The sequence below is a fragment of the Hydrogenophaga sp. genome, from assembly GCF_022844385.1.
Classification (GTDB): Bacteria; Pseudomonadota; Gammaproteobacteria; order Burkholderiales; family Burkholderiaceae_C; genus Hydrogenophaga.
Window position 1 is genome coordinate 1 of sequence record NZ_JALHLX010000003.1, and the last position, 20,096, is coordinate 20,096.

The 20,096-nt window shown below is 66.4% G+C and carries 22 protein-coding genes; 10 read left to right on the forward strand and 12 right to left on the reverse strand.

Annotated elements, in window-relative coordinates:
- The first annotated feature begins 164 nt into the window (after window positions 1-164).
- The 10 genes from Q0C59_RS00985 to Q0C59_RS01030 all read left to right on the forward strand — a co-directional run bounded on the left by Q0C59_RS00985 (window position 165) and on the right by Q0C59_RS01030 (window position 7,969).
- Window positions 165-1,331, forward strand: a complete 1,167-nt coding sequence (locus Q0C59_RS00985; RefSeq protein ID WP_291210582.1) for a tyrosine-type recombinase/integrase — start codon at window positions 165-167, stop codon at window positions 1,329-1,331.
- A 157-nt stretch (window positions 1,332-1,488) separates the two neighbouring features.
- Window positions 1,489-1,941, forward strand: a complete 453-nt coding sequence (locus Q0C59_RS00990; protein ID WP_291210585.1) for a hypothetical protein — start codon at window positions 1,489-1,491, stop codon at window positions 1,939-1,941.
- Window positions 1,942-2,315: 374 nt separating this feature from the next.
- Window positions 2,316-3,341, forward strand: coding sequence for an AAA family ATPase (locus Q0C59_RS00995; protein WP_291210588.1), 1,026 nt, complete (start codon window positions 2,316-2,318; stop codon window positions 3,339-3,341).
- A complete protein-coding gene (locus Q0C59_RS01000; protein WP_182120459.1) occupies window positions 3,299-3,556 on the forward strand; it encodes a hypothetical protein in 258 nt (85 codons plus the stop codon). The genes Q0C59_RS00995 and Q0C59_RS01000 overlap by 43 nt, the downstream gene beginning before the upstream one ends.
- 272 nt (window positions 3,557-3,828) lie before the next feature.
- Window positions 3,829-4,791: a hydrogenase gene (locus tag Q0C59_RS01005; protein WP_182120460.1), complete on the forward strand. Its 963-nt coding sequence runs from the start codon at window positions 3,829-3,831 to the stop codon at window positions 4,789-4,791.
- Between the two features lie 24 nt (window positions 4,792-4,815).
- Window positions 4,816-6,414: a nickel-dependent hydrogenase large subunit gene (locus tag Q0C59_RS01010; protein ID WP_182120461.1), complete on the forward strand. Its 1,599-nt coding sequence runs from the start codon at window positions 4,816-4,818 to the stop codon at window positions 6,412-6,414.
- 104 nt (window positions 6,415-6,518) lie between these two features.
- Window positions 6,519-6,833 carry a hypothetical protein gene (locus Q0C59_RS01015; RefSeq protein ID WP_182120462.1) on the forward strand — a complete coding sequence of 105 codons (315 nt, stop codon included), beginning with the start codon at window positions 6,519-6,521 and terminating at the stop codon, window positions 6,831-6,833.
- 18 nt (window positions 6,834-6,851) lie between these two features.
- On the forward strand, window positions 6,852-7,181 hold the full coding sequence (locus tag Q0C59_RS01020; protein WP_182120463.1) for a hypothetical protein: 330 nt from the start codon (window positions 6,852-6,854) through the stop codon (window positions 7,179-7,181).
- Between the two features lie 25 nt (window positions 7,182-7,206).
- Window positions 7,207-7,659, forward strand: coding sequence for a hydrogenase maturation protease (locus Q0C59_RS01025; RefSeq protein ID WP_182120464.1), 453 nt, complete (start codon window positions 7,207-7,209; stop codon window positions 7,657-7,659).
- Window positions 7,652-7,969, forward strand: a complete 318-nt coding sequence (locus Q0C59_RS01030; RefSeq protein WP_182120465.1) for a hypothetical protein — start codon at window positions 7,652-7,654, stop codon at window positions 7,967-7,969. The genes Q0C59_RS01025 and Q0C59_RS01030 overlap by 8 nt, the downstream gene beginning before the upstream one ends.
- A gap of 163 nt (window positions 7,970-8,132) precedes the next feature.
- Here the strand turns inward: Q0C59_RS01030 and Q0C59_RS01035 are convergent, their stop codons facing one another.
- The 12 genes from Q0C59_RS01035 to Q0C59_RS01090 all read right to left on the reverse strand — a co-directional run bounded on the left by Q0C59_RS01035 (window position 8,133) and on the right by Q0C59_RS01090 (window position 20,094).
- A complete protein-coding gene (locus tag Q0C59_RS01035; protein WP_220459087.1) occupies window positions 8,133-8,804 on the reverse strand; it encodes an HAD-IA family hydrolase in 672 nt (223 codons plus the stop codon).
- Window positions 8,805-8,869: 65 nt separating this feature from the next.
- A complete protein-coding gene (locus Q0C59_RS01040) occupies window positions 8,870-10,390 on the reverse strand; it encodes a sigma 54-interacting transcriptional regulator (protein ID WP_182120466.1) in 1,521 nt (506 codons plus the stop codon).
- Window positions 10,387-11,097 carry an urease accessory protein gene (locus Q0C59_RS01045; RefSeq protein ID WP_182120467.1) on the reverse strand — a complete coding sequence of 237 codons (711 nt, stop codon included), beginning with the start codon at window positions 11,095-11,097 and terminating at the stop codon, window positions 10,387-10,389. The genes Q0C59_RS01040 and Q0C59_RS01045 overlap by 4 nt, the downstream gene beginning before the upstream one ends.
- 7 nt (window positions 11,098-11,104) lie before the next feature.
- Window positions 11,105-11,896, reverse strand: coding sequence for a hydrogenase nickel incorporation protein HypB (gene hypB, locus Q0C59_RS01050; protein WP_291210608.1), 792 nt, complete (start codon window positions 11,894-11,896; stop codon window positions 11,105-11,107).
- A 149-nt stretch (window positions 11,897-12,045) separates the two neighbouring features.
- A complete protein-coding gene (locus Q0C59_RS01055; protein ID WP_182120469.1) occupies window positions 12,046-12,393 on the reverse strand; it encodes a hydrogenase maturation nickel metallochaperone HypA in 348 nt (115 codons plus the stop codon).
- A gap of 18 nt (window positions 12,394-12,411) precedes the next feature.
- Window positions 12,412-13,467: a hydrogenase expression/formation protein HypE gene (hypE, locus tag Q0C59_RS01060; RefSeq protein WP_182120470.1), complete on the reverse strand. Its 1,056-nt coding sequence runs from the start codon at window positions 13,465-13,467 to the stop codon at window positions 12,412-12,414.
- Window positions 13,464-14,603 carry a hydrogenase formation protein HypD gene (gene hypD, locus Q0C59_RS01065; RefSeq protein ID WP_182120471.1) on the reverse strand — a complete coding sequence of 380 codons (1,140 nt, stop codon included), beginning with the start codon at window positions 14,601-14,603 and terminating at the stop codon, window positions 13,464-13,466. The genes hypE and hypD overlap by 4 nt, the downstream gene beginning before the upstream one ends.
- On the reverse strand, window positions 14,600-15,337 hold the full coding sequence (locus tag Q0C59_RS01070) for an SIS domain-containing protein (RefSeq protein WP_246331027.1): 738 nt from the start codon (window positions 15,335-15,337) through the stop codon (window positions 14,600-14,602). Before Q0C59_RS01070 ends, hypD begins: the two co-directional genes overlap by 4 nt.
- The gene (locus Q0C59_RS01075) at window positions 15,334-15,615 is read right to left on the reverse strand and encodes a HypC/HybG/HupF family hydrogenase formation chaperone (RefSeq protein ID WP_182120472.1); all 282 of its coding nucleotides are present in this window, start codon (window positions 15,613-15,615) and stop codon (window positions 15,334-15,336) included. The genes Q0C59_RS01070 and Q0C59_RS01075 overlap by 4 nt, the downstream gene beginning before the upstream one ends.
- Window positions 15,606-18,035 (reverse strand): carbamoyltransferase HypF, encoded by a 2,430-nt coding sequence (hypF, locus tag Q0C59_RS01080; RefSeq protein WP_220459088.1) that lies wholly within the window; start codon window positions 18,033-18,035, stop codon window positions 15,606-15,608. The genes Q0C59_RS01075 and hypF overlap by 10 nt, the downstream gene beginning before the upstream one ends.
- A complete protein-coding gene (locus Q0C59_RS01085) occupies window positions 18,035-19,213 on the reverse strand; it encodes an NHL repeat-containing protein (protein ID WP_182120473.1) in 1,179 nt (392 codons plus the stop codon). The genes hypF and Q0C59_RS01085 overlap by 1 nt, the downstream gene beginning before the upstream one ends.
- Window positions 19,210-20,094: a NifU family protein gene (locus Q0C59_RS01090; protein ID WP_182120474.1), complete on the reverse strand. Its 885-nt coding sequence runs from the start codon at window positions 20,092-20,094 to the stop codon at window positions 19,210-19,212. Before Q0C59_RS01090 ends, Q0C59_RS01085 begins: the two co-directional genes overlap by 4 nt.
- Window positions 20,095-20,096: the final 2 nt, after the last annotated feature.

A 20,096-nucleotide genomic window follows, 5' to 3' on the forward strand; every position in this document is an offset into this window, starting at 1 on the left:
CTTGACGTATCGAAAACACATGTTATCGATACAGGGACCCCCAGAGTTTTCTGCAGCGTGCAGGGAAGGGGAGACACCCACCATCGATGTACCTTCGCGAACAACTCTCCGACCCCAGCCCCTCACGGACTCCCTCCCACGTCCACAGTCTCCCCTGCGTCCCCGTGCTCGACACCGAACGCGACAGCGCAGCCAGCCGCTTCACACAACTGGGCCTCATGGCCATCGAGAACCAGTGGCTGGCCAACTTCTCCAGCGCCTGCACCCGGCGCGCCTACGCCGCCGACGTGCGAGACTTTGCCGCGTTCTCAGGATTGCAAACCCAGTGCGAGTTGCTGCGCGTTGCGCGCTCCCATGTGCTGGCCTGGCGCCACCACCTGCAGGCCCAGGGCCTGTCGCCGAGCACCCAACGCCGCAAGCTCGCGGCCCTGTCCTCGCTGCTGGAGCGTCTGGTCGATGAGCAGCTCATCCCCACGAACCCGGCACGCGGCGTGCGCAGGCCTCGCTTGGAGAGTCACGAGGGCAAGACCCCGGCGCTGTCCCTTGAGCAAGCCCAGGCTCTGCTGGAGGCGCCCGATGCGAACACGCTCAAGGGCGTGAGAGACCGCGCAATCCTGGCCGTCATGCTGCTGGGAGGTTTGCGCCGCGCCGAGGTGGTGGCCCTCAGGGTGCGGGATTTTGATTGTCAGCGCGCGGGTGTGTCGCACCTGCGAGTGTTGGGTAAGGGTGGCAAGACGCGGTTCATTGCCGCTGCACCCCTCATGCGCGAGAGGGTGCAGCGCTACCTTGCGATGAGGGGCGCACAGCCTCAAAGCGATGAGCGCCTGTTCGTTCGGATGACGGCTGTCCGCCGTCACTCCGGTGCCGGGTGCGATGTCTATCCTCAAGGTCGTCCTATCGAGGAAGACGGTGGGCTATTGAATGACAGCGGCAGCACCGGGCGACGCACCAGCGCGCCCCTGGACATCGCGCCGTACACCGCGTCGTTCGAGCGCAGGCCGAAGAGTCCTCAAAATCTACAGACCAACGCTTCTAATCAGTCGCGGCGTCAGGGGCAGCCCGACACACCACTCAAGTCTTCTGGACTCACTGCGGGCGCTGTGGCCCAGCGCATTGTGCAGCCCTACTTGGCGCAGATCGGAGTGGTGGGGGAGCGGTTTTCTGCGCATGCGCTGCGGGTCACGGCCGCCACGCTCGCTTTGCGTGAGCGCGCCGATCTCAACGAAGTGCGGCACTTCCTGGGGCACGCCTGCATCTCAACAACCACCGCCTACGACCGGCGATGGAGCGATGAGAACCAGCCAGTGAGCCTGGTCCTTCCGCTGGGCTGAGGTCCTCGGCGGCAGGGGGCCTGCGGCAGTGCAGTGTGTGTCGATGCCCATCTCATTTTGGTTATCGACATCTGAGCGAGAGGATCTGAAAAAAGAGGATCTTGTGGACTTGACGCGGAGAGATTTCGTGAGAGCTTGGATGAAAGGAGATCACGAAATGACAACCGTAGCGACCAAACCATCCCATTGCGTTGAACCAAAATTCACCGCCGAATGCTCGCATAAACGCATATCCAAATGCACGCCCGAGGTCGGTCTCGTGCACCGTATCGACGTCGGTATCCACATGCTCGCCACCGAGCGTCTCATCATCGAATTGCGCAGCATGGACGCAGGCGAACTGACCACCCTCTATTCTTGGGTGGGTCGGGTTGTCGATCCGGCATGGGTGCGCACTCTCATTGCAAGTCCACAGGCGCTGGAGTGGCGCGATGTCCGGCGTAACCATCTTCGTGGGGGTGAGTCGTACGCCCGTCAACACACACTGTACGTTCATATTTACGCACCTTTCGAACCTCGCGCGAACGACGCGAACACCCATGAGCGTGTTCAGCGTCGCTTCCTCGATTGGTACGCCTCAGGGGTTGCCAGTACTTCACGTCAATATTGAGCGTGGTATCCGCAAAAGATTGAATGCGACCATTTTCAAAGTTAGCCAGCTGCGTTTTGCTCATAACGGTTAGGCACCCGTGGTTCTTAAATGCCGAAAATTCCCGCGCCCAGACAACTAAATTTGTAACCCTCAAGACCAGTAAAGTTGTAAACGCTCAGCCCGCGCCGGGGTGGCCGAAGCGCGCGCGGCGGCAGTGACCGCAGGCCACGGCACCAGCTGGTTTGAGCCTTCTCCACGGTGCGGCCCTTGCAAGTTGGGCCGAGTTAGGCAGAATCGCTAGTTATCCCGTTTGAATAACTTAGGCTATGAGTCCCATCTACCACCGCCCCGACCTCGCGCACGACATGGCCAAGCAACTGCTGAGCCCCGGCGTGCTCGACCAGGGCCTTCGCTCAGGCTTGTTCCTCTCTGGCCTGCGCCGCACCGGCAAATCCACCTTCTTGCGCCAGGACCTGATCCCCGCACTGGAGAACGCTGGCGCACTGGTGGTCTATGTCGACCTGTGGTCTGACGTCAGCGCAGACCCCAGCACCCTGATCCACGCCGCACTGCGCTCGGCGTTGAAAGAGTTGCAATCCGCGAGCGGCACCGTGTTGTCTCGTCTGAAGAGGATCAAGAGCCTGGACGTGGGCGGTGCGGGCTTCACCTTCGGCTTTGAGATTGCGGACCTCGGTACGGCCAACAGTGTCACCATCGCTCAGGTCGCGCAGGAAGTCATTGGCCAGGCAAAAACGGATCTGGTATTCATCGTGGACGAAGTCCAGCACATGCTCACCTCAGACGCCGGCATTGCCCTCATGCAAGCCTTCAAGGCCGCGCGCGACGCGGTCAACTTGACCCCGGACACTCCTGGCCACTTCATCTTCATCGGTACCGGCTCACACCGTGCCCAGGTGGTGGGGATGACGGTGCAGGGGAAAAACGCCTTCGAAGGAGCCACGTCGGTCGACTACCCGACGCTGGGAGAGGACTACGTGGAATACGTGCTCCAGACACTGCACCAGGAGGGCGTCAAAGTCATTCCCAGCCAGCCGGTGGCCAGCCACGCATTCGGACTGCTTGGCCGTCGCCCGGAAGAATTGGTTCGAGCGCTGCGCACATTGCAGAAGTACCAGCCCCAGGAGGCCGACCTGTACCTTCCGGTCATCGCCGCCACACTCAAGGAAGCAGCCGCGGACATCGAGATCAAGAAGATCGAGGAGCTGGGCGATCTTGCTTGCGCTGTGTTCGGACGTGTTGCCAACGCCGAGGTGGAAGCAAGTGGCCTTTTCTCGGCCTCGGCACTCGGTGCCTATTCGTCGATGCCGCACGGCTGCAGGGAAGCGGGACGGCTTCTATTGCCGCGAGGCCTCTGGTGCCCAACGTGCTGCCGCTGGCCTGGCCTCAGCTGCCCTTGATCTTCGCCAGCGCGCTTCTGATCGAGCCCGGGCTGTGCTTCCTCGGCGCGGGCGACCCCAATCGGCTGAGTTGGGGCATTCTGATCCAGTCGGGTCAGGCACATGGGCTGCGCGGCTGGTGGCACGCCTGCTTCCCAGGGATGCTGCTGGCGGCGACATGCTTGGGACTCGTGTTGCTGGCTTCGGACGCCGACGGACCAGACGAGCGGGTGTGATGCGATCGAGGACGCGAACTAGCTTTGCACTTTCGGCCGACCAGCCAACAAACTTTGCACTGTGTGTGGGGCGGTGGCGAGCGATGCGGCGTCTGCGCGCGCAATCCAGACCGAAATGAGCCACAGCCAGACTGAGAACCCCGCCATTGGCGGCCTCTCCTTCGTGGTATTCCCTATGTTCTGGGCAAAGAGGCCCAGTCAGGCACGCCTCATGCGTATTTACGGTCGCGATGCAACCGTTTGGCAACGTCATTTACGAACCAGGAGACTCCATGGCAAACCTTTTGTGGCTTCAGGGAGGCGCGTGTTCCGGGAACACGATGTCCTTCCTCAACGCCGAAGAACCCAGTGCTTGTGATCTGGTCACCGATTTCGGCATCAATATTCTCTGGCATCCATCCTTGGGCGTGGAACTGGGCGACAACCTGAAGGCCTTGCTGCTGGACCTGACCAGTGGCCGCAAGCCGCTGGACATCTTCGTGTTCGAAGGCAGCGTGGTCAACGCGCCCAACGGCACCGGCGAGTGGAACCGTTTCTGCGGCCGGCCGATGAAAGACTGGGTCAAGGAGCTTTCGGCGGTCGCTGCTTTCACCGTCGCGGTCGGCGACTGTGCCACCTGGGGCGGCATTCCGGCCACGGCCCCGAACCCGTCCGAGTCGGTGGGACTTCAGTTCCTGAAGCGCGCCAACGGCGGCGCCCTTGGTGCAGCCTACAAGTCCAAGGCCGGCTTGCCTGTCATCAACATCCCCGGCTGTCCGGCGCACCCGGACTGGATCACGCAGATCGTCGTCGCAGTCGCCACGGGCCGCACCGCCGACATCACGCTCGACGAGTTCCAGCGCCCGAAGACCTTCTTCCAGTCGTTCACGCAGACCGGCTGCACGCGCAACATGCACTTCGCCTACAAGGTCAGCGCCACCGAGTTTGGCCAGCGCAAGGGCTGCCTGTTCTACGACCTGGGCTGCCGCGGGCCGATGACGCACTCTCCGTGCAACCGCATCCTGTGGAACCGTCAGTCGAGCAAGACGCGCGCGGGTATGCCGTGCATGGGCTGCACCGAGCCCGAGTTCCCGTTCTTCGACCTCGCGCCCGGCACGGTCTTCAAGACGCAAACCGTCATGGGCGTGCCCAAGGACATGCCGACCGGCGTCGACAAGAAGGGCTACCTCGCGCTCACTGCCGCGGCCAAAAACGCCGCGCCCAAGTGGGCCGAAGAAGACATCTTCGTGGTTTGAATCCCTACACAGAAAGCTAAAACCATGTCTCAAGTTCAAACCCTAGACATTTCGCCAGTCGGTCGAGTGGAAGGCGATCTCGACATTCGTGTTGACATCAAAGATGGCGTCGTCACCAGCGCCTGGACGCAAGCGGAGCTGTTCCGCGGCTTCGAGATCATCCTCAAGGACAAGGATCCGCAAGCCGGCCTTGTCGTGACGCCGCGCGCCTGCGGCATCTGCGGCGCTTCGCACCTGACTTGCGCCGCGTGGGCGCTCGACACGGCCTGGCAGACCGAGGTGCCGCGCAACGCGATCCTGGCACGCAACCTGGGCCAGATCGTCGAAAGCCTGCAGAGCCAGCCGCGCTACTTCTATGGCCTGTACGCGATCGATCTCACCAACAAAAACTACCGCAAGAGCAAGTACTACGAGGAAGCGGTGAAGCGTTTCTCGCCATTCACTGGCACCTCGTACGAGCAAGGCGTGACGATCTCGGGCAAGCCGGTCGAAATCTACGCGCTCCTGGGTGGCCAGTGGCCGCATTCGAGCTACATGGTCCCGGGCGGTGTGATGTGCGCGCCGACACTGACCGACATCACGCGCGCCTGGTCGCTGCTCGAGTACTTCAAGAAGAACTGGCTCGAAAGCCTCTGGCTCGGATGCTCGCTCGAGCGCTACGAACAGATCAAGAGCTACGACGACTTCATGGCCTGGCTGGACGAGTCACCGGCGCACGCGAACTCGGACCTCGGCTTCTATTGGCGTATGGGACAGGACATCGGTCTGGATACCTACGGCGCGGGCTTGGGTAAGTACATCAGCTGGGGTTATCTTCCGCACGAGGACAAGTACCAAAAGCCGACGATCGAGGGACGCAATGCTGCGGTCATCATGAAAAGCGGTGTGTACGACGGGAAGACCGACACGCACAAGGTGATGGACCAGAAGTTCCTGCGTGAGAACACTCTTCACGCTTGGTATGACGAAGGCTCCGCCGACGTGCACCCTTTTGATCGCACGACCAAGCCGGTGCAGAAGAATGCCATCGATCACAACGGCAAGTACTCGTGGTCCACTGCCGTCACGCACACGGACGATGGCCGCCTCGAAGCCGGCCCGCTCGCGCGCCAGTTGATTGCCGGCGGCAAGCATGGCGAGAGCTGGCAGCACTACGATCCGCTCATCCTCGACATGTACAAGAAGATGGGTGGCGCCAGCGTGCACCTGCGCCAGATCGGCCGCATGCACGAGACCATCAAGCTGTACCGGCAAGCCGAACGCTGCCTGCGCGAGTTCAAGCTCAACGACCCCTGGTACATCAAGCCGCGCGAGCGCGACGGCCGCGGCTGGGGTGCGACCGAGGCGATCCGTGGTGCGCTGTGCCACTGGATCGAAGTCAAGGACGGCAAGATCAAGAACTACCAGATCATCGCCCCCACGACCTGGAACGTCGGCCCGCGCGACGGCAAGAGCCAACTCGGGCCGATCGAGCAGGCGTTGATCGGCACGCCGATTGCCGATCCTTCGGATCCGGTCGAGGTCGGGCATGTCGCGCGCTCGTTTGACTCGTGCCTCGTCTGCACAGTGCATGCCCACGACGCCAAGACAGGCAAGGAACTGGCTCGCTTCCGAACCGCCTGAGTGCGGTGGGGGCGCGGCGCGGTGCGGCGCGAGTGACCCTTCGCGCCGCGCTGTTGCATCATGCGAGGGCGAATCAAGAACGACGAACTCACGAGGACAGCACCATGCCGATAGACCCCGACGGCAGCATCCGCGCCCGCATGGCCAAGCTGATGGCCGACGGCCTGCGGACCCAGACGGAACCGTTTCCGTACACGAGCACGGAGTTCGCGGCGCTGCTAGATCAGTGCCGTGACTTGGATGCCGATGACGTGGTGGGAAAGATGGTGCTCACCGGTTGGATCGACAAGCCTTACGGCGAAGACCGCATGCGCTGCCAGGAATGCATGTACTACCTTGTGCACCGCAAGTGGTGCGATCTGCCCGAGCTGGATCTGCCGGCCGAGCCCGACTGGTGGTGTCGTCTGTGGCGTATCTGAGCTCGGGCGGAGGTAAGCATGTCGGAAGAAGAACTCTCACGGCAACGCGAGCTGATCCGCAGCGCTCTGGCCGATGGCCTGCACACAGCGTGGCAGGATCGGGCATATGAGAGCGCTGACGTGCGCAGGACGGTTGACGCGCTGCAAGCGATTGCGCCGGATCGACTGGAAGACAAGCTCCGGGTCGCGGGCTTCACGCTGCAGCCCTACGTTGCCGATGAGGCGCCGGAGATCGAACAAGCCTGTCGCACGTGTATGTACTATGAGTCGCATCGACGGTATTGCGACCTCCCGGAGTTGAAGCTTGGAGTCGAACCCGAGTGGGCCTGCGTGCTGTGGCGTGTCTGATTCTGCTATGGGCAGCCGCGTTCGCTTGGCGGTCATCGGATGCGGCAACCCTGCGCGTCGAGACGATGGGGTCGGTATCGAAGTCGTGCGTCAGCTGCGCCGATGCACCGCAGAGGGCGTCGATCTGATTGATGCCGGCACCAGCGGCATGGATGTGATGTTTCGCGTGCGCGGCGCCGAACGCGTGGTCATCGTCGACGCGTGCCGCAGCGGGAGTTCGGCGGGTGCGATCTTCCGCCTTCCCGCGAAGGAGGCAATGACGCCCGTAGAGCACGGGTTCAGTCTGCATGGTCTGCGTTGGGATCATGCGCTGTATGCCGGCAGCAGGATGTTCGGCGAGTCCTTTGCCGATCACGCGGAGGTCATCCTGATCGAAGCGGGCGATATCGGTTTCGGCCTCGAACTGACCGACCCAGTCCGTGCTGCCGCCGCGCGCGTGGTGTGCATGCTCGAACCCTTGGTACGTGGCGATGGATGAGGACAGCCTCGAGACGCTGGTGGAAGTGCGCGCCGGTCGCTTGCATGTGCCGGCGCAGACCTACGAACGCGTGCTGGACGGGTTCCCCGCCGTGGCGCTGCTCGCCCGCGACGACGGCTGGTGGCTCATTCCGCTCAAGGCAGGAGCGGGTGGGTTGCAGCTGAAGCAACGCAACGCACGCGGAGACAGGGTGATCGAAGCGCAGGAGTTCCTGCGCTCGCAGGGGGTCGATGACGCGCAGGAGCCGATGACCTTCAGCTTGGAGTTCGATACAGGGCGTGGCGCGTACCGGTTCGGGCGCACGCGGTGAATCGAAACGACGCCCGCTCTATGTCAGCGGCTCGAACTGCGAGCGAGCCCTTGGCGAGGTCTCATCGCCAACTGAGTCCTACGCACGCTCTTCTGGAGAGTTCGGCGTAGCTTAGCCATGGGTGATCGCGCATGTCGCGGCCCGGTTCTGAAGGCAAGGGATATCAAGGGTCGCCCAGACGCGGCAGTTGCAGCCCCGCCAGGTCGAAATGCCCGGCCGCCGTCCAGAGCGTCGGCGTCACCACGGTCCAAAGGCCCGCGGCCTCGGCCGCCAGCAGACCGTTGGTCGAGTCCTCGAACGCGATGGCCTGGTCGTGGCGCAGGTTAAGACGAGCCAGTGCGATCTCGTAGACGTCGGGCTCGGGCTTCTTGGCGCGCACATGCTCGCCGCAGACAATCACGCTGAAGAGTTCAGGGCCGCGCGAACCCAGCGCCTTGCGCAGAAGGGCGTGCACGCTCGAGGTCGTGGATGCGCTGGCGATGGCGAGACGACATCCAGCGCTTCGTGCCTCGCAGAGGAGTCGGGCGATGCCGTCACGCAGCGGCGCAGCCCCGTCACGCACGGCGGAAATGTAGAACTTCGTCTTCTCGGTGTGGATCCGCGGTACCAGGCCCAGCAGCCGATTCCTCTCGCGCGCCGTGAGGGGCAGCGAGCGGATATGAAACACGAGGCGTTCCTTGCCCCCCGTCACGGCCAACAGCCGGAGATAGTCGGCGCGGCTCCAGGACCAGCCCACGCCCAGGCGCTCGAATGCCAGGTTGAAGGCCACGCGATGCACCTCTTCGGTGTCCGCCATCGTGCCATCGACGTCGAAGATCAAGGCAGCGACGTTCATCGGCGGGGACGCGGGGGTGGCAGGCTCTGACAGGCGAGTCCGGCGAGGCACTCACTGCGCGCCGGTCACTCGTCACCGGCGCGGCGGATACCGTAGCGCTTGATCTTGTTGGCCAGGCCGACGCGGGACAGCCCCAACTCTTGCGCAGCACGGGTGTGGTTCCACTTCGAACGATCCAGCGTGTCGCGCACCAACCGTTCTTCCAATGCTTCGACTTTCTCCTTCAGCGTCCGGCCGGGAAGCAGGAGGTTCACGTTGCTCAACCGGGCCACCGGCAGTGGAACGATCTTGGCAATCTCCGGCGGCAGGTGTCGTTCGGTGATGATTTCGCCGTCCGAGGCCAAAGCCACAAGCCGTCGGATCTCGGTTTCCAGTTCGCGCACGTTGCCGGGGAACGGAAAGGCGCACAGCCGTGCCATCGCATCGGGCGTCAGGCCGGCCACTCGCCTGGACGTCAATCGCCCGTACTTCTCGATCATGTGCGCGACCAGCGGCGGGATGTCGTCGGGCCTTTCACGCAGCGGCGGTATGCGCAACTCGAAGCCGCGTAGGCGGTAGTACAAGTCCTGGCGGAACTTGCCCTCATCGACCAACTGGCGCAGCGGCCGATTGCACGCTGCGACGATGCGCACGTCGCAGCGGCGCGTCTGGTCGGAACCGATGGGCCGCACTTCCCCTTCCTGCAGGAAGCGCAGCAGCGACACCTGCATGCTGGGTGAGATCTCGGAGATCTCGTCGAGAAACACTGTGCCGCCTTCGGCAGCCTGCAAAAGGCCCAGGCGGTCCGTGGTTGCGCCAGTGAACGCGCCGCGACGGTGACCGAAGAGCTCGCTTTGCAGCAGATCGTCGTTGATAGCCGCGCAGTTGACGGCCATGAACAGCAAGGCGTGGCGCTGGCTGAACAGGTGGATCGCGCGCGCCATCAATTCCTTGCCGGTACCCGTCTCGCCTTCGATCAGCACAGGCAGGTCGGTCGGCGCCGCCTTGCGCGCAAGGTTGCAAACCTCCGCCATGGCGTGGCTGACGAAGACCATGCGGTCGAAGGAGTACACCTCCTGCAGGACGGCGCGCATGCCTTCGCTCTGGCGCGTCACCACGGCGTCGGCGAACTTCAACTCGCGTGACAGGTAGCGATGGATGCGCGCCAGCTCGCGCGACTCGAGCGCCCGCCGCAGCAACAGGCGCAGCGACTCGCTCTGCCAAGGCGTGATCACCACCTGGTAGACAGCGGCATCGTTCACCGCCTGCTGCACGACCTCGGCTTCGGCATTGTCCAGCAGCAACACGCGTATCGTCTCTGGCGCGCGGGTACGCAGATCTCGCAGCAGGTCAACGCCGGCGCCATCGACGAGCGACTGTTCAGCCACCACCACGTCGGCGCGGTCGTGCTCATCGTCCAAAGATGCAGCGGCTTCGCGCAGCCGGCTGAAGACGCGCACCCGGTACTCGGCGCCGAACTGCCGGAGCAAAGCCTTGTCTTCGATCAGGCGCGGACCGACCAGCGTGACCCGCCACGCCTGGACTTGCGATGCCGCCTTGGCCGTGCTCAGCTTGGGCACACTGGGGTGGACCTGGGCCGTGTTCATGTCGACGACCACGCCAGGTGCCCGCCAATCGCCATCGAGCTGCAGGCGATGACGATGGTGAAGCTGCGATGCAAGGCCGTCAGTCGCTTGGCGGTGAGCCGCAAGGTGACGCTCAGCGCGCCGGTGAGGAACGCCATGCCGACGATCGATCCGATGCCGAAGGTCGCGATGTACCCCAGCTGCATCGCTGGAGTTGGCAGAGCGCCCAAGGCCAGCAACGCCAGCGCCGCCGAACCTGCCAAGCCGTGCAGCATGCCAACCAGCATGCTCGCCGCGGGCAAGCGATGTGCATGGCGGTGCGGGTCGGTGGCGTGTGCCGGCCTAGGCTCGGACGCGGCGCGCGGGTCGTGAGAGTGCCCGTGGAAGTGCGGCGCCCGGCCAGGGTGGCCATGGCCGTGAAAGTGCACTCGATCCTTCCACAAGCGCCATGCCAGCCGCGCACCGAGCATGATCAGCAATACACCGACCGCCTGCTCGAAGCGCAGTGCCCATTGGGGCGGCATTACCCAGCCCAAACCAGTCACCGCACCGGCGACGACGAGCAGCACCAGCGAATGGCCCAACCCCCAGGCGGCGCCCAGACGCAGCGCGCGCGCCAATGAGTGCTCGCGGGTGGCCAGCGTCGCAACGGCGGCCAGATGGTCGGCATCGGTGGCGTGCTGCATTCCCAGCAGCAGCCCCAGCCCGAAGATCATGAGGACGTCCATGGCGGACTCAGGCAGAACTCGGCCGCACCAACGGGTCGATGCGGCGCATCGCGCGCAGCCAGCCGTACCACTCGTCGAGCCCTTCGCCCTGCGTGGCCGACAGGCGCAGGCAACGGATGGTCGGATTGACGCTGCGCGCATGGCGCTCCGCGCGGCCGACATCGAAGGCCACGTGCGGCGCCAGATCCATCTTCGTCGTGATCATCAGGTCGGCGCTGCGGAACATGTGCGGGTACTTCAGCGGCTTGTCGTCGCCCTCGGTCACCGACAACACCACCACGCGAGCCCGCTCGCCGAGGTCGAACAGAGAAGGGCAGACCAGGTTGCCGACGTTCTCGATGAAGACCACGCTGCCCGAAGCCGGCGCCAAGCGCTGCACCGCGCGCTCGATCATGTCGGCTTCCAGGTGGCAGCCCGCGCCGGTGTTGATCTGGATCGCTGCCGCGCCGGTCTCGCGAATGCGGTCGGCGTCGGCGCTGGTCTCCTGGTCGCCCTCGACCACGCACATCGGAAACTCGCCGCTCAGGTCACGCAGCGTGCGCACGAGCAGCGTGGTTTTGCCCGAACCGGGGCTGGACATCAGGTTCAACGCCAGCACGCCGCGGCCGGACAACCAGCCGCGATTGCGTTCGGCGATGCGCTGGTTCTTGTCCAGCAACGCCGTCTCCAGTGCCACCAGCTCGGCCGGAGCGTCCTGGCGGTGAGCCGCATGCGAGTGACTGTGACCATGATCGTGATCGTGATCGTGATCGTGATCGTGATCGTGATCGTGATCGTGATCGTGATCGTGGGCGTTCAAGACCGGGTGAGCATGCGCACCGCCAGCCTGGCCATGCCCCTCGTCCGGCGCGTGTCGATGGCGCGTGCGCGACCCGTCCGCAAGCACATGCTCGTGCTCGTCGGTGTCCCCTTCGACACGAACATCAGCCTTGCTGTTGCAACCACAGACTACACACATGTTTCCACCTCCATTGCTTTGACGTTGAGTTCCTGTCCGGTGCGGCGGCGCCAGCGGGTCGCGCCGCAGTGGGCGCAAGCCGCGGGCATGGCCTCGGCCTCACCACCCGCAGGCGTGCCGCAGTCTTCGCAGAGCCAGCCCGGCGCGACCTCGACGATCTCGAGTTCGGCCGCCTCCAGTAGCGTTCCCTGCCGAACGACATCGAAGCAAAAACGCACCGAGTCCGGCAGCAGGGCCGTCTGCGTGCCGATTTCGAGCCACACCTTGCGCACCGGCCGCCCCTGCGCTGCCTCGGCAACGATGGCCACCAGGTTTCGTGTGATGCCGAGTTCGTGCATGGCTAGGGTCCTGGCAGCTCAGCAGATGCGCGGCAACTGGTCGCCGTGCAACAGATCCACCACGCGCTCGCCGCCGAAGGCCGAGCGCAACGTCACCAGGCCGGGATGCCCGTGCGCCAGCACTTCGCCCACCACGGCGGCGCGGCGGCCCAGAGGATGCGAGCGCATCGCCGCAAGGACCGCGTCGCAGTCCTGCGGCGCCACCAGCGCCGCCAGCTTGCCCTCGTTGGCCAGATAGAGCGGGTCGAGCCCCAGCATCTCGCAGGCGCCGCGCACCACGTCCGCGACCGGCAAAGCGGACTCCTCCAGGCGCAATGGCATGCGGCTTTCTGCAGCGAACTCGTTGGCCACCGTCGCCAGGCCGCCGCGCGTGCAATCGCGCAGCCAGTGAAGGCGCGGCGCGGCGGCGAACATGGTTTCGATCAGCCCGTTCAGCGGTGCACAGTCGCTTTGCACGGGAATCTGCAGCGCCATGTCGTTGCGTGCAGCCAGCACGGCCACGCCGTGGTCACCAAGGGTGCCGTTGACGATCAGCCGGTCGCCCGGCCGCACCTCGCGTGCGCCAGTCTGGCGCCCCGCGGCAATGGTGCCGATGCCTGCGGTGTTGATGAACAGCCCGTCGGCGGCGCCGCGTTCAACGACCTTGGTGTCGCCGGTGACGATAGCCACGCCGGCCTCGCGCGCACTGCGCGCCATGCTGTGCAACACCTTGCGCAGGGTGTCGAAGGGCAGGCCTTCTTCCAGGATCAGGCCGCAGCTGAGCCAGCGCGGGATGGCGCCGCCGACGGCCAGGTCGTTGACCGTGCCGCAGACGGCGAGCGTGCCGATGTCGCCTCCGGGGAATTCGATCGGGGAAACTACGTAACTGTCGGTCGTGAACGCGAGCGACGAGCCGGCGGGAATCTCTTCGTAAGGAAAGCGTGCCTGATCCTCCAGCGGCGCCAGCCAGCGGTTGTCGAAGGCGGGTGCGATGAGACCGGCGACCAGCTCGCGCATCGCCCGCCCGCCGGCGCCGTGCGCCATCGACACGCGCTTGCCGCTCCAGGCGTCCTTGGGCGTGGGGGTTGGCGTCATGCGGCCACCGCGATCGGGATCACCGGCTCGCGCCGCGCGAACTGGTAATACGCCGCGCACGCCCCTTCGCTGCTGACCATCAACGCGCCGAGCGGCGTCTGCGGCGTGCAGGCGGTGCCGAACACCTTGCACTGCGGCGGCTTGATCGCGCCTTTCAGCACCTCGCCGCACTGGCAGCTCTTGGGGTCGGCAATGCGCGCGCCAGGCACAGAAAAGCGGCGCTCGGCATCAAAGGCCGCGTAGGCCTCGCGCACCCGCACACCCGAGTGGTCGATCGAGCCCAGGCCGCGCCACTCGAAGAACTCGCGCAGCTCGAAGACCTCGGTGATCGCCTCCAGCCCTGCTGCGTTGCCGCCCGGGTCGACGAGGCGCGCGTACTGGTTCTCGACCGCGGCGCGGCCCTGCTCGAGCTGGCGCAGCACCATCAGCAGGCTTTGCAGGATGTCGGTCGGCTCGAAGCCCGAGATCACGAGCGGCCGGCCGTACTCGGCGGCGATGAACTCGAAAGGCGCGGTGCCCGAGACCATCGCAACATGGCCAGGCCCGAGGAAGCCGTCGATCGTCATGCCCGGCGAGTCGAGTATGGCCTTGATCGTCGGCACGATCGTGATGTGGTTGCAGAACAGCGAGAAGTTGCCGATGCCGCGCCGCTTCGCTTCGAGCACCGTCATCGCGGTGGAGGGCATGGTCGTCTCGAAGCCGAGTGCGAAGAACACCACGTCGCGGCCCGGGTTCGCGGCCGCGATCTCGAGCGCGTCCAGCGGCGAATAGACCATGCGGACGTCGGCGCCGTCGGCGCGCGCCTGCAGCAGCGAGCCCTTGGAGCCGGGCACGCGCATCGCGTCGCCGAAGGTGGTGAAGATGACACCGGGCTCATTCGCGATGGCCACGCAGTCGTCGACCCGGCCCATCGGCAGCACGCACACCGGGCAGCCCGGGCCATGCACGAACTCGAGCGCGGGCGGGATCAGGTCCTTCAGCGCATAGCGAAAGATCGAGTGCGTGTGGCCGCCGCATACCTCCATGATCTGCAGCGGGCGTTCGAGGCTGGCGCCCAGGCGCTCGGTGGCGCCGGCGATTTCGCGCAGCAACGCGCGCGCGGCCAGCGGATCGCGGAATTCATCGACGTACTTCATGGAGTTCTTCCTTTCGGGGCCGACGCGCGCGCCGGCCGGTCGTCGGCCAGCAGGCTGTGCACGAGGTCCCACAGCACGTGGTAGATCGCCACATGCGTCTCCTGGATGCGGTGGATGCTGTCGCTGTCCACGAGCAGGGTGAGATCGACGCTCGCCGAGCGCGCCATCGCACCGCCATCGCCACCGGCCAGCGCCAGCGTGCTGGCTTGCAGATCGTGCGCGGCCTCGAGACCGCGCAACACATTGCGCGAGTTACCGCTGGTGGACACGCCCAGCACCATGTCGCCGGCCTTCACCAGCCCCGGCATCTGGCGCGCGAACACCTCGTCGAAGCCGACGTCGTTGCCGACGGCGGTCAGCATGGCCATGTCCTGAGCCAAGTTGTGCGCCGGGAGCGCAGGGCGCCCGGCGGTCACCGGATGCTGGAACTCGACGGCGACATGCGCAGCGTCGCAGCTCGAGCCGCCGTTGCCCATGGTGTACAGGCGCCCGCCGTGACGAAAGCCCTCGGCCAGCAACTGGGCCGCACGCAGCACATCGTTGCCGTGGGCCTCGAAGAAGCGGGTCTTCACGGCCACACTGTCGCGCCACTTGGCCACCATCGCTTCGCGCAGCGCCGCTTCGAGGCGCAGTGCGTCGCGTGCATCCTGCGCAGCTTCGCCCGTGGTCGCCGCGCGAGGCGCGAGATGCGGGTACAGGGCGCCGAGTGCCGCCTTGTCCTTCGATGCGTTCACACCACGGCCCGTGTCTTGTAGCTCTCGAGTTCGACCTGCGCGTCGCCGAGTTCCTTGAGCAATTGCAGCGTCAACATCGCCTCGTGCTCGTCGACGCGGTTCATCGCGAAGCCCACGTGAACGAGCACCCAGGCGCCGATGCATTCCTCGAGCGGCTCGCCTTCGCGCACGATGCAGGCGATGTTGATCTCGCGCTTGACGCCGAGTACGTCCACCAGGGCGAGCTTGGCTTCGGGGCGGGTGATGGCCTCGATGCGGCCCGGGATTCCTAGACACATGGGATCTTCTCCTGTCGTTGTTCGTCCTGGCTGGCGCGGGCCAGTGCGATCAGCGCCTGGCCCCAGGCAAGCCCGCCGTCGTTCACCGGCACCTGGCGCGGCAGCAGGGCCTTCAGCCCCGCCGCCTCGAGCCCGCGCAGAACGAGTTCGGTGAGCACCTTGTTCTGGAACACGCCGCCGCCCAGGGCAACGGTCGTCAGCTCGTGACGTTCGGCCTCTTGCTGCGCCATGCGCACGATGACCGCCGCCAGCCCGCGGTGAAAGCGCGCAGCGATGCGGGCCGCGGGTGTGGCCAGAATCAGGTCGCCGAGCAGGGCCTGCCACATGCCCAGAGGCTCGACGTAGGGCAGGCCCTTGCCCTTGTCCAAGCGAGGAATCGCGAACGGGTAGTCGAGGTCGGCGCTCTCGTCGAGGTCTTGCGCGGTGACCAGAGATTCCAGGCCCATCGCTGCCTCGCCTTCGTAGGCCACGTTGTCGCGGCAGATGCCGATGGCAGCCGCTACCGCATCGAACAAGCGCCCGACGCTGCTGGCACGCGGCGCCAGGGCCGGTTTGGCAAGCATCGCATCAAGCATCTCGCGCGGCTTGGCGCTGAGGAAGCGGTGCAGCTCCAGCTCGTCATAGTTGCTCGTGAAGCGCGGCCAACCCATCTCGGCCATCAACTGCGCATAGGTGTTGCGCCAGGGCTCGCGTGCCGCCAGGTCGCCGCCCGGCAGGGCCACCGGCTTGAAGGTGCCCACGCGTTGCGCCTGCCGGTAGTCGGCGAGCAGGAACTCGCCGCCCCAGAAGCTGCCGTCCTCGCCCATGCCGATGCCGTCGAGCGCTATGCCGAGCACCTTGCCGCCGTGCAGCGGCCACCCGTGCTCGCCCAGGCAGGCGGCGATGTGCGCATGGTGGTGACCGACGCCGACCTGTCGGTCGGCCCAGCGCTCGTGCGCGAGCTGCGTCGAGGCATAACCCGGATGCAGATCGCAGGCGACGAGGTCGGGCTCGAAGGCGTAGAACGCGAGGTAGTCGGCCAGCGCACGCCGCTGGTCGGCCAGGCAGGCGGCATCGTGCAGGTCGCCGATGTGCTGGGACAGCACCGCCTGCCCATCGCGCACCAGCGCGAAGGTGTTCTTCAGGTCGCCGCCGAGCGCCAGCACCTTGGTGCGGTGGTCGAAACCCTCGGGCAGCGGCAGCGGCGCCGGGGCGTAGCCACGCGCGCGACGCATGACCCGGAAGGCGCCGCCGACGACGCGGCCGACCGAATCGTCCACCCGCCGCTGGATCGCACGGTCGTGGTCGAGCACCCACGCGATGGAGGGGCCCAGGCGGGCCGAAGCTTCGTCCAGCCGTATCGCTTGCGGCTCTTCGCTCAGGTTGCCGCTGGTCAGCACGATCGGCGCCTTGCGGCGCCGCATCAGCAGCAGGTGCAGAGCAGTGCTTGGCAGCATCACGCCCAGCGTCGGCAGGCCGGGTGCGACGCCGTCGGCCAGCGGTGCATCGGCGCGCCGCGGCAGCAAAACGATCGGCGCGGCCGGGCTGGCGAGCGCGGCCTCGGCCACGTCGTCGCACAGGCACCACTGGCGCGCCATCTCGACGTCACGCACCAGCAACGCGAAGGGCTTGCCTTCGCGGCGCTTGAGTGCGCGCAACCGCGCCACCGCGTCGGCGTGTGTCGCGTCACAGGCGATCTGGTAGCCGCCCAGGCCCTTGATCAGCACCAACTCGCCGCGCCCCAGCAACGATGTGGCGCCATCCGCGTCGTCGAGCGCGGTCATGGCCTCCAGGCTGAAGGGCTTGCCGTCGATACGGCGCAGCGTGGCGCGCGGGCCGCAGGCGTGGCAGGCCATCGCCTGGGCGTGGAAGCGCCGGTCGTCGGTGTCGCCGTATTCGCGCGCGCAGGCCGCACACAACGGGAAGGGCGCCATCGTCGTACGCGCGCGGTCGTAGGGGGCGCGTTCGAACACGCTCAGGCGCGGGCCGCAGGCGGTGCACGCGGTGAACGCATAGCGGTAGCGGCGCGCGAAAGGATCCAGTGTCTCGGCACAACACGCCGGGCAGATGGCCCAGTCGGGCGCCACGCCGAGGCCCGGCTGCGCCAGCGCGCTGTCGGCGATCGAGAAGGTCGAAGGCAGCGCCGCCGGCACGGCGAGCGGCTGCGCGAGCAGCGCATCGATGCGGGCGCCGCCGTGGTCGAGCGTGCGCAGCCGCTGCTCGAACTCGGCGAGCGCCGGCCCGGGGCCAAAGGCTTCGACGATGGCCATCGTGCCTTCGTTGTGAACGCTGCCCACCACGCCGAGCGCGCGCGCCAGGTGCAGCACCTGCGGCCGGAAGCCGACACCCTGAACGATGCCGCGCACCTGCAAGCGTGCGCCGCACATCGGCGCCGCATGGGGTCGATCGGTCAGCACTGCGGTGGCGGGCGCGGCGCTCATCACGCGACGTCCCACAACAGGATGCGGTTGTTGCCCGAGTCGACGATGATCGCGGTGTTGCCTTGAATCGCGATGGCATACGGCCAGCACAGCGAGTCGCGCACCGCCGGCAGCCAGCGGTTGTCACCCTTGTCGACGAAACTCGCCTGCCCGGCCACCGCGCGCGCCTCGCGCTCGGCAGGTGCGTCCAGGCGCAGCACGCGTGAGTTGGCGGTGTCGGCAACGAAGAGCCGGTCTTCATGCACCGCCAGGCCGTAAGGCATGTTCAGGCTGCGGGCGCTGGGAAAGTACTCACCACGGTTGTGATCCAGCGCGTCAATCTCGCCTTGACCGATGATGAGGTCGCTGCGCGCCATGTTGCTGGCCGGGTCGCCGCGCCACAGCAGCAGGCGGTTGTTGCCGGCATCGGCCACGCATAGATGCCCCTGCCAGACGGCGAGCGCATGGGGCCAGCGCATCGTGGCCTGCGTGACGCCACCGGCGTTTTCGTCGCGGTGCACGAAGTCCGGCTGGCCGAGCACGAGGTTGGCGCGCTGCCCGTCACGCGCCGGCAGGCCGTCGAAGCGCAGCACGCGGCGGTTGCCGGTGTCGGCCACCCACAGGCGCGCACCGTCCCAGAACACGCCATACGGCCAGTGCAGGGTGTCGGCCGCAGGCGTGTCGAGCCCGCGGTTGGCCAACCCGGCGTGCGCATCGGCCTGGCCCAGCACCACGTCGGCCGGCTGTTGACTGTGCCGCGGCGCACGGTGCCAGATCAGCACGCGGTGGTTCCACGCGTCGGCGACTGCAAGGCCCTCGCCGCAAGCGCACACGCCGGTGGGCACGTTCAAGCTGGCGCCGTTGACCTCGGCATGCGCATTGCGGCCCTCGCGGTCGAAGCCGGGTTGTCCGATCACCCACGAAGCGGGTTCGCCATCGCCGGTAGGCACCGCCGGCCAGCCCAGCAGCCGGTGGTGGCCGGTGTCGGCAACCCACAAGGCGCCGTCGGCGGTCACCGCCGCGCCGCGAGGTCCGAACAGGGTGTTTGCGGCGGGCGTCAGGGCGACGCCGGACAGCGGGTCGTGCAGGCCGAGAATGACACGCGCGCCGGCCGCGGCAAGCGCCGCCGGGGCAACTGCGCGCTCGCGCGGCCGTGCGAGCGATACCTTGACGGGCGCGGCAGCCGCGATGCCGTTCATGCCGACGCTCCCAGCTTCACCGCGACGCGCCCACCGCGCACACGAACGGCGTGCACCACCAGTTGCACCTCGGGCACGTCGAGGCATTCGCCGGTATCCAGGCGGTAGCGGAAGCCGTGATGCGGGCACTCGATCACGCCTTCGGCGACAGCGCCATCGTCCAGTGGCATGCCGAGATGCGCGCAGGCGTTCGCCACGCAAAACACCTGCGAGCCGTCGCGGTAGAGCAGCAAGGCCTCGTCGCGCAGCGTACGCGCCGCCACCTGGCCTTGCGGCAGTTCGTCCACGGCGCAAAGATCGACGAAGCCACGATCCTCGGCCTTGGCGAAGGGGCTGACGAAATGAATCGGCACCGCTTCGCCGGGCGCCCGCGTTTCGGCCGAGCGCCGCACCTGGACGACGCGGACGATCTCCGGCGCATGCTCCTTGATCGCACGCTCCACGCCTTCGGACAGCGTCTGGCCCGATGCCGGACAGCTTTGGCAGCTGCCGGTCAAGCGCACCTCGACGGTGTCGGGCAGCTTGATCGCCACCAGCTCGACACCGCCGGCATGCTCGGCCAGCATCGGTGCGACCGACTCCAGCGCGGCGCGGACCCGCGCCTCCAGCGGCTCGCGCACCAGACCATGCAGCCGCAGGACGCCATAAATGAACGGGTCCGACGCCAGCTCGCGCAGCCGGGCCGCGGCCGCCGGCTCGTCGCGCAGCCCCTTGAGCAGGCGCACCAGCGCCTCGCGGTGCAGGGCCTCAATGGCGCCGCGCAGGTTGTCGAGCACGGCGCGCTGCTCCAGCGGCCAGGCCTGGCCGATGGCCTGCAGCGCCGCCACCTCGGTGGCCATGTGGGCCAGCCGCTCGCTGTCGTCGTGGGTCGCTGCGTTCACGG